Raw genomic sequence first — 12,365 nt, 5'->3', positions numbered from 1 at the left:
ATGACCTATCCCGCCGCCCCCGGCCCCACGCTCGACGACACGCCCGCGCTCGGCGTGCTTCATGCCGCTCTGGTCGCGCGGTTCGGCGCGGGGCTTCAGGCGGTGATCCTTTACGGGTCGTGCCTGCGCGGCGGCGATCTGCTCGACGGGCTGGTGGATCTTTATGTGCTGGTCGATCCCACGCCGCGCGCCGAGCCGCGCGCGGCGCTGCGGCTGGCGGGCCGGATGCTGCCGCCCAATGTCTATTACCTCGAGGCGCCGCTGGGGCAGGCCACCGTGCGCTGCAAATATGCCGTGCTCAGCCTGCGCCAATTCGAGCGCGGCACCGGACCGGGCCGGTTCGAATCCTACCTCTGGGGGCGCTTCGCACAGCCGGTCCGGGTGATCTGGGCGGACAGCCCCGCGACCAGGGCGCGCCTCCACGCGGCCTTTCTCACCGCTGGCGAAACGCTTTTGCGCCGTGCCCTGCCCGCCCTGCCGCCCGAGGGTTCCGTCGAGGCGCTCTGGCAGGGCGCGCTCGCGCTCAGCTATGCCAGCGAGTTGCGCGCCGAGCGCAAGACCCGCGCCGCCGAACTGGCGGGCCACGGGCGCGATTTCTACGCCGCGATGACGCGCGCGCTCTTGCCGCGCCTGGGCGACCGGCTGGCGCTGCATGACGCGGGCGGCACGCTGTGCTACGCCTCGCAAATCGCCCCGACCGCGCGCCGCGCGGCCCCCCTTCTGTGGGGCCTGCGCCGGATGCAGGGCAAGGTGCTCTCGATGGCGCGGCTCATCAAGGGGCTCTTCACCTTCGAGGGGGGCCTGGATTATCTGGCGTGGAAGCTCTCGCGCCATTCCGGGCAGGAGGTCGTGATCCCCGACAAGGTGCGCCGCCGCCCGCTGATCCATATCTGGGGCCTTTTCTGGCAACTTTACCGGCGCGGCGTGTTTCATTGATCGTGAACGCAGCGGTCATGGAACCCCGCGCCGCCTTCATGTAAGATCGACAACGACAGAAAACAGACAAGGGACGGACCTCGCCCATGAAATACGGTGTCTTCATCCAGACCAACCACAAGCAGATCGTCGGCGCGATCGTGGCCGAGCATGCCCTGCGGCGCTATTCGTCGCATAACGACAAGTTCGACATTCATATCGTCGACAGCCGCGACTACCCGTTCTTCGCCGAGCACGAGGGCCGCGAATACCTGCGCGACGGGGTCAAGCGCGTGTGGCTCAATGACGACCTGCAATCCTTTACGCCCACCCGGATGATGCCGCCCGAGTTGATGGGCTACGAGGGGCGCGCGGTGGTGATCGACCCTGATGTGTTCGCCTGCGCGGATATCTGGGATCTGCTCAGCCGCGATATGCACGGCAAGGCGATCATGGCGCGGATGCGCTCGGGCCCCAAGGGGCTTATTGATGGCAATGTCGCCTCTTCGGTCATGCTGCTTGACTGCTCCAAACTGACCCACTGGAAGGTGGAGGAGCAGTTTCGCGCCATGTTCGCGGGCACGCTCGATTATCAGGACTGGATCGGCCTGCGCAAGGAACCGCGCGAGACGATCGAGTTCATCGAGAAAGAGTGGAACGATTTCGACAAGTTCACCACCGAGACCAAGATGCTGCACACCACGCGCCGCAAGACGCAGCCGTGGAAAACCGGTCTCAAGGTCGATTGGCGGCCCGCCGAGCGGTTCCGCGCCTTCCCCCCCGCCGGATGGGTGCTGCGCCTGCGCCGCCAGCTCTTTGGTGAATACGGTCTGATGGGCAATTACAAGGCGCATCCGGACAAGAACCAGGAACGGTTCTTCATGGGCCTGCTCAAGGAATGCGTGAACGAGGGCAAGATCTCGGAGGAGTTTCTGCGCAGCGAGATGGCGCAGAACCACGTCCGCCATGACGCCTTCGAAATCCTCGAACGGACCCCCGATCTGCCCCCTGCCCCGGCGCATCCGCTGAGCGCGGGCAATCTGGCGATGGCGGCCTAAGCGGCGTCAAAAAGAGCATGGATGCGCGCCGCCGCGCGGCGCGCGCCGCTCAGCGGATCAACCTCAGCCGCTGAAAACCACCCCTCCCCCGCCGCGATCAGGCCGGGGGCCTCCTCCAGCCAGCGCGCCTGGCCTTGGGCCACAAGCACCGCCTGTATCCGCCCCACATCACGCCGCATCCGCAGCGGTGCCAGCCGCATCGCAAGCCGGTGGCTGAGCGGTTTCACACCGTACTGATGCGCGCGGCACCACCATGCTCCAGGCTCGGCGGGATCGAAGACATAGAGCGGGCGGGCCATGGCGGCGGCCTCGGCCAGCATCGACATGCTCTCGCCGGTGACGACAAAGCGCTCCGCCAGCCCGAGAAACCCGCGATAGGGGTTCTCGGGCCAGGCGTCTTTCGCGTCGAACCAATAACAGGCCGCAGGCACATCGAGCGCCGCCTGAAAGGCCGCTCGCGCGGGCGCGGGCGTGCGCGCGCTGTCGCTCACCAGAACGCTGCCGCCCGTCGCCGCCACCAGACGGCCCACCCCCTCCGCCAGCCGCCGCCCCGTCTCGGGCGTGAACACGAACGCCCCGCTGTCCCCGCCGATCAGCACCGTCACCCAGGGGCGCGGCAGGTGCGCCAGACGCGGGGCGAGCCGTGCCGCATCCCCGGCCACGCTCTCGCGGTTCAGACCGTGCAAGGGCAACGGATTGACCAGCACATTGCCCCCCTCGGGCAGGAAATATTGCGGCGTCGTGACGATGAGGTCGTATGTTTCGGGTGGTGCCCAGGGCCGACCCACATGCACCAACCTGACCCGCCCCCCGGCCTGCGCCCTGATCCAGCGCGCCACCGGCTCGTTGCGCCGTCCCGCGCTGATCACCAGATCGGGCCAGGGCGTTGCCAACGCCGACGAGGCCGCCCGGTCGATGCCCAGAAGCGTCTCGCCCAACACAAGATGCGGCAGCAATTCCCAGGCCCGCGCGCGGATATGCTTGGCCTCGACCGGCCAGCCGAGCATCGCCGCCAACGTCTCCACCTGCGTGTTGTCGCCCGCCTTGCGGCCCAGCAATGTCCAGACTTTCGCTTGCATCATCCCGCCGCTTGCGTTCAAAGGGGCGCGGTCCGGCCCCAGCCTCCTATGCACCGGATCGCCCCGCGACTTAAAGCCCCGACCGCCCGAAAGACGCCTCACGATGTTCAACACCACACCCCGGGAAATCCGCGCCACGGCCAGCCGCCACCTGATCCTCGGCGCGCTCTTCTTCCTGCCCAAAACCCGCAAGCTCGGGCTGGAACGGCGCCTGCGCGGCCGCGAGGAATACCGCAAATTGCAGGAAACCGACTGGGTGCTGATGTCCTGGGGCAAGAGCGGGCGCACCTGGTTTCGCGTCATGCTCTCGCGCTTTTACCAGCTTCATTTCGCCCTGCCGACCGAGAACATGCTGGAGTTTGACAATTTCCACCGCCTGAACCCGGCCGCGCCCAAGGTGCTGTTCAGCCATAACAACTACATGCGCGACTATCTCCGCGAATGGGAGAGCCTTGCGCATTTCAAGGGCAAGAAGGTGGTTCTCTTGGTGCGCGATCCGCGCGACGTGGCGGTATCGCAGTATTTCCAATGGAAATACCGGATGCTGCCCGGCAAGAAGGAACTGAATTTCTATCCCCCCCACGGGGCCGAGGTGGAGATTTTCGACTTTGTGGCGAACCCCGACTGCGGCATCCCGCGCATTGTCGATTATTTCAATGGCTGGGCGCGGGCCATGCCGATGATGGGCGACGACCTTCTGATGATCCGCTACGAGGACATGCGCGCCGACCCCGCAACCGCGCTGCAAGCCGCCGTGACCCATACCGGCACGCCGGGTGATCCTGCGCATATCGAGGCCGCGCGCGACTATGCCGCCTATGAGAACATGAAAAAGCGCGAGGCGAAAAACGAGGGGATGCGCGCCAGCGGCCAGCGCGTCAAACCCGGCGACGAGAGCAATCCCGACAGCTTCAAGGTGCGGCGCGGCAAGGTCGGCGGCTACCGCGACTACTTCACACCCGAAGAGCTGGCGCAGGTCGATGCGATGGTCGAGGGGCGGCTTGATCCAGTCTTCGGCTATGACGGCGCTGGCGGCTAGAGCATGTTGCTCAAAAGTGGGAACCGGTTTTGAGCTTCTCGAACACGCGAAATCAATAAGTTAGAGCGTATCGTGTGAATTCGAATGAACGCGACACGCTTGTCTTATGCTGATCCCGGCTCTTGTGCGAAGAGAGAGCCAGCGCGCGCCACGCCATTTATGGCGCGCGCTGGCGGTGGCTGGATCGTCACAGGCTTGGTCGTGAAGGACCGTTTTAGAGTGTGATCAGCCATCGTCTTCGCCTGAGGCCTGAACGGATACAGAGCGGCGCAAGGCCCTCTACGACAAGCATAGGACACGCGAGGACAATGAAAGATACCATCGGAATCGACATCTCGAAAGACACTCTCGACGCGCATCGTCTGATCAATAACGAAGCGCGGCAATTCGCGAACTCCCCGGCCGGCCTGCGCGCGCTGCGGCGCTGGATCGGCGCCGCAATGCCGGATCTGGTGGTCTATGAGGGCGCGAAGGAGAAACAAACGATCCGGGGGATCGTTTGTCCTGAGCGCGGTGCTTATCATGCCGCCATTGAACGCAGCTTCGCAGGCGTTCTGCCGCTTGCAAAGGTGAACCCGTTGCAGGCGCGCCGCTTTGCCCAGGCGCGCGGGACACGGGCTAAGACCGACGCCGTCGATGCCCGTATTCTGGCCGTGATGGGGGCCGCGCTTGACCTTGAACCGGACGCAGTCGCGGACAAAAACCAACCTGCCCTCAAGGAGTTGCAGGTCGCGCGCACAGCGTTGATCAAGGATCGAACCCGCCTGATGAACCGCCTGAAGACCCAGACCCTGACCTTGACAAAACGCCAGACCAAAGCCCGGATCGAGCAGATCAAACGCCAGCTCGCCGAGCTGGAGGCCGCGCTGCTCCAGCTCCTGCGCGAATGCCCGAAACGCGCCCGCGCCTTCGACATTCTGTGCTCGATACCGGGGCTGGGGCGGGTCACGGCCGCCACGATCCTGATCGAGTGCCCGGAAATCGGCACCCTGAGCCGCAAACAGATCGCCAGCCTCGCGGGCCTCGCGCCGATGACCCGACAGTCAGGCCAATGGAGGGGCAAAGCATTCATTCAGGGCGGGCGTAAATTCCTGCGCGACGCGCTCTACATGCCCGCCCTCGTCGCCGCCCGCTACAACACGGATCTTAAGCAGAAATACCAGAGCATGATCGAGGCCGGAAAACCCGCCAAAGTCGCCCTGACAGCGCTCATGCGAAAGATGATCGAACTGGCAAACGCACTCGTCCAGCAAAACCGCAAATGGACACCGAAAACAGCTTGATCAAGACGGATACTCTAGACCGGCTTGGCCTCGGGCTGCGGGACCAGCACGCCAAGGGGCCGCTTGACCTTTTCGCGCAGACCCGGTCCGCTCGGGGCCTGCACGCGCTTGGTCGCCTCCACCATCAGCACCCCGCCCGCGGCCACCATGGAAAACCGCATGCCCATCCGCTCCCACATGCCCGCCGTGCGCCGCCAGAACGGGCGGTCCGAGGGCGGTTGATAAAGCGCGGTGGCGTGCCGCTCAGGCAGGAAGTTATGCGATTTCAACTGGTTTTCCAGTTGCGTCTGGCTGTAGGGCCGCCCGAATCCGAACGGCGTGCGATCCGTGCGCGACCAGATCCCGGCCCGGTTCGGCACCACGAAAAGCGCCGAGCCGCCGGGGCCAAGCACGCGCCAGCATTCCTCCAGCAGATCGCCGGGCCGCTCCGATGTCTCCAGCCCGTGCACGACCAGAAGCTTGTCCACATGGCCGGTTTCCAGCGGCCAGAGCGTTTCCTCGCAGAGCACCGAGACATTGGGCATCCCCTGCGGCCAGCCGATCACGCCTTGCGGCGCGGGCATGAGACCAACCACGCGGCGCGCATCCGCGAGATAAGGCCGCAGAAACGGCACGGCAAACCCGAACCCCGCCACAGTCTGCCCCTGCGCCTCGGGCCAGAACGTGGCAAGCTGCGCGCGCAACGTCTTTTGCACCGCGCGCCCCAGTGGGTTGCGGTAATAGAAGTTTCGCAAGTCCTGCACGTCGAGATGCATTGAAGTGCCGCCCCTGATGCGTCACTCTGAGCCTAACAGCAGAAACGACACGGGGGAACAGAGCATGGCCTTGCAGATCGTCACGATTCCCTGCCTTTCGGATAATTACGCCTATCTGGCCCATGATCCGGCAACCGGCGCGACGGCGGCGGTCGATGTGCCGGAGGCAGCACCGATCCTTGCCGCGCTGCGCGCGCAGGGCTGGACACTTTCGGATGTGCTGCTGACCCATCACCACGCCGATCACGTTCAGGGGCTTTCGGCACTTCTCTCGGAGGCCCCGGCGCGCGTCATCGGGGCGGCGGCGGACGCGCATCGCCTGCCGCCGCTCGACCGGGCCGTGGCCGAGGGTGACACGGTTCGGATCGGCTCCGAGACCGGCCATGTCATCGACGTCTCCGGGCACACGGTCGGTCATGTCGCGTTTCATTTTCCCCAAAGCGGCGCTATCTTCACCGCCGACAGCCTGATGGCGCTCGGCTGCGGGCGGGTGTTCGAGGGCACGATGGCGCAGATGCATGGCAGCCTTGCCAAGCTGGCCGCTCTGCCGTCCGAGACGCTGGTTTACTCGGGCCATGAATACACCGCCGCCAATGCCCGCTTTGCCGTCACCATCGACCCGGACAACGCGCACCTTGCCGCGCGGGTGCGCGAAATCGAGGTGGCGCGCGGCGCAAATCGCCCTACCGTCCCCTCGCGGCTGGAAGAGGAACTGGCCACCAACCCGTTTTTGCGCGCCCATGACCCGGCGATCCGCGCGCGGCTCGGGATGGACGGGGCGGGCGACGCCGACGTTTTCGCCGAAATCCGCAGCAGAAAGGACCGGTTCTGATGCAATGTTACGACACACGCCCGAAAGGCTGATGAAATGTGAGGCGGATTTACAAAATAAACCTTGAAGCCGGGCCGTCATCGACCAAACTTTAACACTATGAGGCCATGGTTGTCCGGCATACTGCCTGACGGCCAAGATCAGAAGGAGCACGACCGTGCCTTCATTCTCGACAACACTCGAACAGGCAATCCACGCCGCGCTCGCGCTTGCCAATGCGCGACGGCACGAATTCGCAACGCTTGAACACCTGCTGCTCGCACTGGTGGACGAGCCCGACGCCGCCCGCGTGATGAAGGCGTGCAGCGTCGATACCGAGGATCTTCGCACCACGCTGGTGGAGTTCATCGACGAGGATCTTGCCAATCTCATCACCGACATCGACGGATCCGAGGCGGTGCCGACGGCCGCTTTCCAGCGGGTGATCCAGCGTGCGGCGATCCATGTGCAAAGCTCGGGGCGCACCGAGGTGACGGGTGCCAACGTGCTGGTGGCGATCTTTGCCGAACGCGAATCGAACGCGGCCTATTTCCTCCAGGAACAGGACATGACGCGCTATGACGCAGTGAATTTCATTGCCCATGGCGTCGCCAAGAACCCCGCCTATGGCGAATCCCGGCCCGTGACGGGCGCCGCCGAGATGGAGGATGAGGCCAGCGGTGCCAAGCTCGAACCCGAGGCGGTCGAGGCGGGCGATTCCGCGCTGGCGAAATACTGCGTCGATCTCAACGAAAAGGCGCGGCGCGGCGACATCGACCCGCTCATCGGGCGGGATCACGAGGTGGAGCGCTGCATCCAGGTGCTGTGCCGTCGGCGCAAGAACAACCCGCTTCTGGTGGGCGATCCCGGCGTGGGCAAGACCGCCATCGCAGAGGGGCTCGCGCACAAGATCGTCAAGGGAGACACGCCTGCCGTGCTCTCGCGCACCACGATCTATTCGCTCGACATGGGCGCGCTTCTGGCGGGCACCCGCTATCGCGGCGACTTCGAGGAACGGCTCAAGGCGGTCGTGACCGAGCTTGAGAAACACCCCGACGCGGTGCTCTTCATCGACGAGATCCATACCGTGATCGGCGCGGGGGCCACCTCGGGCGGCGCGATGGACGCCTCCAACCTGCTCAAGCCCGCGCTTCAGGGGGGCAAGCTGCGCTGCATGGGTTCCACCACCTACAAGGAGTTCCGCCAGCATTTCGAGAAGGACCGTGCGCTCGCCCGCCGCTTCCAGAAGATCGACGTGAGCGAGCCGACGGTGGAGGACGCGATCAAGATCCTCTTCGGCCTCAAGCCCTATTTCGAGGATCACCATTCGGTCAAATACACCAATGACGCGATCCGCACGGCGGTTGACCTCTCGGCGCGCTACATCAACGACCGCAAGCTGCCCGACAAGGCCATCGACGTGATCGACGAGGCGGGCGCGGCGCAGCATCTGGTGGCCGCCTCCAAGCGGCGCAAGTCGATCGGCGTCAAGGAAATCGAGGATGTGGTCGCCAAGATCGCCCGCATCCCGCCCAAGAACGTCTCCAAGAACGACGCCGAGGTGCTGCGCGATCTGGAAGGCGCGCTCAAGCGCGTGGTCTTCGGTCAGGACACCGCCATCGAGGCGCTGTCCTCGGCGATCAAGCTGGCGCGCGCGGGTCTGCGCGAGCCGGAAAAGCCCATCGGCAACTACCTCTTCGCCGGGCCCACGGGCGTGGGCAAGACCGAGGTGGCCAAGCAGCTTGCCGAAACCCTCGGCGTGGAACTGCTTCGGTTCGATATGTCGGAATACATGGAGAAACACGCGGTTTCCCGCCTCATCGGCGCGCCGCCGGGCTATGTCGGGTTCGATCAGGGGGGCTTGCTGACCGACGGGGTCGATCAGCACCCGCATTGCGTATTGCTGCTCGACGAGATCGAGAAGGCGCACCCGGATGTGTTCAACATCCTCCTGCAGGTGATGGACCACGGCACGCTCACCGATCACAACGGGCGCAAGGTCGATTTCCGCAATGTCGTGCTGATCATGACCTCGAATGCAGGGGCTGCCGAACAGGCGAAATCGGCCATCGGCTTTGGCCGTGACCGGCGCGAGGGCGAAGATACCGCCGCCATCGAGCGCACCTTCACGCCCGAGTTCCGCAACCGGCTCGATGCGGTGATCTCCTTCGGGGCGCTGCCGCGCGAGGTGATCGTCAAGGTGGTCGAGAAATTCGTGCTTCAGCTCGAAGCGCAGTTGCTTGACCGTGACGTGACCATCGAGTTGACCGAGGAGGCCGCGCTCTGGCTGGCCGAAAAGGGCTATGATGACCGGATGGGCGCACGCCCGCTTGGCCGCGTCATTCAGGAAAGCATCAAGAAGCCGCTGGCCGAAGAGTTGCTCTTCGGCAAGCTCGCCAAGGGCGGTGTGGTCAAGGTGGGCCTGCGCGACGGCAAGATAGCACTTGATGTCGAGGGTCCGGCCACGCGCCGCCTGACCGGCAAGAAAAAGCCGCCGCTGCTCACCGCCGAATGAGGGCGGCGGCGCTCGCGCTTCTGCTGGCGGCGGCCCCGGCCGCCGCCGAACCGCCGCGCCTGTCGCTGCCGCTTGACTGCGTTTACGGGCGAAGCTGCGTGATCGAGGATTACGTCGATGCCGATCCGGGTCCCGGCCAGCGTGATTATACCTGCGGCCTCAAGAGCCGCGACGATCATCGCGGCGTCGACTTCATGCTCCCCGATTTCGCGGCGCTTGAGGACGGTGTCGCGGTGCTTGCCGCAGCCCCCGGCGTGGTCGCCGCCAACCGCGACGGGATGGAGGACACGCCCGTCACCCCCGGGAACCGCGCGCAGATCGCGGGGCGCGAATGCGGCAACGCGGTGCGCGTCGACCATGGGCAGGGCTGGCAGACGCTTTATTGCCACATGAAACGCGGCTCGATCGCCGTGCGGCAGGGCGACAGGGTCGAGACGGGCGACGTGCTGGGCAAGGTCGGTCTCAGCGGCCTCACCAACGCGCCGCACCTGCATCTGGGCGTTCTGCACGAGGGCCGGATCGTCGACCCCTTCAACCCGGAAAACCGTGAGAGCTGCGGCACGGGCGGCCCGACGCTCTGGGAGATCGACCTGCCCTATCACAAGACGGGGCTTTTTACCGCCGGATTCTCCGGGCGCGTGCCCGACTTCGCCGATGTTCAGTCCGGCGCGGCGCGGCAAGACAGCGTCGGACCCGGCTCTGCGCTGGTGCTCTACGGCCACGTGTTCCATGCAGAGGCCGGAGACCAACTCACCTTCGAGGCAACCGGGCCCAAGGGCGAGATCTTTGCAAAAGCCATCACGCTCGAGCACCCGAAAGCGCAGCTTTTCCGGGCCTTCGGGCGCAAGGCCCCACCGGACGGTTGGCCCGAGGGACCCTATCGCGGCTATGTCCGGCTTTGGCGCGGTGAGGTGCTTATCGCCACGCGCCATGCCGATATAGAGGTAAGGCGCTGAGCGTCAGCGCGTTGTCAGCTTCAACTCGATCCGCCGGTTCTGCGCGCGCGCCTCGGGCGTGTCGGCGGGATTGACGGGCTGGAACTCACCATAGCCATTGGCCGAAAGGCGGTCCGGCGGAAACCCGAGAAACTCAACCAGATACCGCACCACCGAAAGCGCCCGCGCCTGGCTCAGCGCCCAGTTGTCGGCAAAGCGCGCACCGGGGGCGAGCGGCAGGTCATCGGTATGGCCATCGACCTGCAACACCCAGTCAATGCCTTCGGGGATTTCGCCGATGACACCAAGAAGGATGTCCGCCACGCCTGCGATCTCGCGCGCGCCCGCCTCCGAAAGGTCCGCCGACCCAAGGGAAAACAGCACCTCGGACGAGAACACGAAGCGGTCGCCGACGATGCGCACGCCCTGTTGCTGCCCGAGAATGTCGCGCATCCGTCCGAAGAAATCCGAGCGGTATTTCTCCAGATCCTCCTTTTCGGCGGCCAGCCGTTCGGCCTCGGCCTGCAAGAGCGCGGCGCGCTCCTCCTCGGCCTGACGGCGGCGGCGTTCCTCGGCGGCAACGCGGGCCAGTGCGGTGTTGAGCTCGTTGCCGAGCGATTGCAGCTGCACCTCCGCCTCGGACTCGCGGTCGCGCGCATCGTCAAGCAGGCTCTGCAACTCCGAAAGCTGCGTGCGCAGCGCCGCCACCTGGCTGTTGAGCAATGCCTGTTCGCGCTGCGCGGCCTCGGTCGCGGCCTCCTGCGTCGAAAGCTGCGCGCGCGCCTGCGCGAGAAGCGCCGCGCGCTCCTCTGCGGCACTCAGCCGTGCCTCGGCCTCGGCCTCCGCTGCGCGCCGCGCCGCCAATGCGGCCACCAGCCGGTCGCGCACCTGTGCTGCATCAAGCGCCTCGGCCTCGCGCGCCGCCAACGCCTCGGCAAGTTGCGCCTCCAGCCGCGCGATGCGTGCCTCGGCCCCGGCCAGCGCGGCGCGGGTCTCGTCAAGCGTGCCGCCGGTCCGCCCGAGTGCCGCCTCGGCCTCGGACAGCGCCGCCTCAAGGCGCGCCGTCTCTGCCGCGCGCGCCGCCTCGGTCGTCTCAAGCGACAACAGCGCCTGCGCCAACTGGCTGTCGAGATCCGCCTGCGCGGTCTCGGCGGCGGCCAGAAGCGTCAGCGTCTCCTCGGCGCGGCGGCGCTCCTCTTCCAGTACCAGTGTCATCGCGGTAAGTTCCGTTTGCGCCCCTTCCAGCCGCGCGCGCAGCGCCTCCGCCGCTGCCGCTTCGGTCAGCCGCGCGGCCTCTTCCTCGCTCAGTTGCGCTTCAAGTGTGGCCACGTCCTCGGCAAGCGCAGCCTGCGCCGCGCCCGCTTCGGCCTCGCGCGCACGCAGATCGGCGACAAGGGCCTCAAGCGCCTCGCGCCGCGCCGCTGCCAGCCGCGCGGCTTCGGTCTGGGCGTCCACCTCATCGCGCAAGCCCGCAAGTGCGAGGTCGAGCGCGGCCCGCTCGTCGCGCAGCGCCGCACGCTCCCCTTCGAGATCCGCCACCTGCCCTAGGGCGCGGTCGCGTTCGGCCAGAAGGCTGGCGACCTGCTCCTCGAACGAGGCAATGCGCCCCTCGGCGGCCTCCAGCGCGGCGGCCTGCTCAGTGCCTCTGCTGCGCAGTTGCGCGATGAGCGCCGCCTGTTCCTCGGCCCGCGCGCGCGCGTCGCCCAATGTGGCGGTCAGCGTGCCGACCCGCGCCGACAGGTCGGCGTTGCGATCCTCGGCAAGGCCCAGTGCGCGCGACAGCGCCGCCACCTCGGCCGAGAGCGTATCAAGGCGCGAGGCCTGACCGGTGATCTCCTCGCGCAGCACGAATTGCACCACCATGAAAATGGTGAGCACGAACATCAGCACCAAGAGAAGGCCAGTCATCGCATCGACGAAACCCGGCCAGATCGCGCTCTGGAACCGTGCCCCCGTGCGCCGCGAGAGCGCCATC

10 protein-coding genes are annotated in these 12,365 nt (G+C 66.2%); 7 read left to right on the top strand and 3 right to left on the bottom strand.

Going from position 1 to position 12,365, the window contains the following annotated elements; all coding sequences use genetic code 11:
- The gene (locus ACSSV8_RS14420) at positions 1–936 is read left to right on the top strand and encodes a hypothetical protein (protein WP_454282912.1); all 936 of its coding nucleotides are present in this window, start codon (positions 1–3) and stop codon (positions 934–936) included.
- An 86-nt stretch (positions 937–1,022) separates the two neighbouring features.
- Positions 1,023–1,973 carry a hypothetical protein gene (locus ACSSV8_RS14415; RefSeq protein ID WP_454282911.1) on the top strand — a complete coding sequence of 317 codons (951 nt, stop codon included), beginning with the start codon at positions 1,023–1,025 and terminating at the stop codon, positions 1,971–1,973.
- Here ACSSV8_RS14415 and ACSSV8_RS14410 read toward each other — a convergent pair.
- Entirely contained in the window at positions 1,970–3,055 is a 1,086-nt protein-coding gene (locus ACSSV8_RS14410; RefSeq protein WP_454282910.1) for a mitochondrial fission ELM1 family protein, read from the bottom strand. The genes ACSSV8_RS14415 and ACSSV8_RS14410 overlap by 4 nt on opposite strands.
- Before the next feature lie 100 nt (positions 3,056–3,155).
- Here ACSSV8_RS14410 and ACSSV8_RS14405 point away from each other — a divergent pair, with 100 nt between their 5' ends.
- Together ACSSV8_RS14405 and ACSSV8_RS14400 are read left to right on the top strand one after the other, a co-directional pair.
- Positions 3,156–4,091: a sulfotransferase domain-containing protein gene (locus ACSSV8_RS14405; protein ID WP_454282909.1), complete on the top strand. Its 936-nt coding sequence runs from the start codon at positions 3,156–3,158 to the stop codon at positions 4,089–4,091.
- 308 nt (positions 4,092–4,399) lie between these two features.
- Positions 4,400–5,374 (top strand): IS110 family transposase, encoded by a 975-nt coding sequence (locus tag ACSSV8_RS14400; RefSeq protein ID WP_454282908.1) that lies wholly within the window; start codon positions 4,400–4,402, stop codon positions 5,372–5,374.
- 14 nt (positions 5,375–5,388) lie between these two features.
- Here ACSSV8_RS14400 and ACSSV8_RS14395 read toward each other — a convergent pair whose 3' ends face one another.
- Complete coding sequence (locus tag ACSSV8_RS14395) at positions 5,389–6,129, bottom strand: methyltransferase domain-containing protein (RefSeq protein ID WP_354539378.1); 741 nt, start codon at positions 6,127–6,129, stop codon at positions 5,389–5,391.
- A 64-nt stretch (positions 6,130–6,193) separates the two neighbouring features.
- Here ACSSV8_RS14395 and gloB point away from each other — a divergent pair, with 64 nt between their 5' ends.
- The 3 genes from gloB (at position 6,194) to ACSSV8_RS14380 (ending at position 10,411) form a co-directional block, all read left to right on the top strand.
- Complete coding sequence (gene gloB, locus ACSSV8_RS14390; protein WP_454282907.1) at positions 6,194–6,961, top strand: hydroxyacylglutathione hydrolase; 768 nt, start codon at positions 6,194–6,196, stop codon at positions 6,959–6,961.
- A 157-nt stretch (positions 6,962–7,118) separates the two neighbouring features.
- Positions 7,119–9,455 (top strand): ATP-dependent Clp protease ATP-binding subunit ClpA, encoded by a 2,337-nt coding sequence (gene clpA / locus ACSSV8_RS14385; RefSeq protein ID WP_454282906.1) that lies wholly within the window; start codon positions 7,119–7,121, stop codon positions 9,453–9,455.
- A complete protein-coding gene (locus tag ACSSV8_RS14380; RefSeq protein WP_454282905.1) occupies positions 9,452–10,411 on the top strand; it encodes a M23 family metallopeptidase in 960 nt (319 codons plus the stop codon). The genes clpA and ACSSV8_RS14380 overlap by 4 nt, the downstream gene beginning before the upstream one ends.
- Before the next feature lie 3 nt (positions 10,412–10,414).
- Here the strand turns inward: ACSSV8_RS14380 and ACSSV8_RS14375 are convergent, their stop codons facing one another.
- Positions 10,415–12,364 (bottom strand): peptidoglycan -binding protein, encoded by a 1,950-nt coding sequence (locus ACSSV8_RS14375; protein ID WP_354539382.1) that lies wholly within the window; start codon positions 12,362–12,364, stop codon positions 10,415–10,417.
- Between the last annotated feature and the right edge of the window lies 1 nt (position 12,365).

The sequence above is a fragment of the Roseovarius sp. MBR-79 genome (assembly GCF_053628555.1).
Note: the sequence above shows the minus strand (reverse complement) of the source record. Positions and strands in the feature narration are given on the sequence as shown.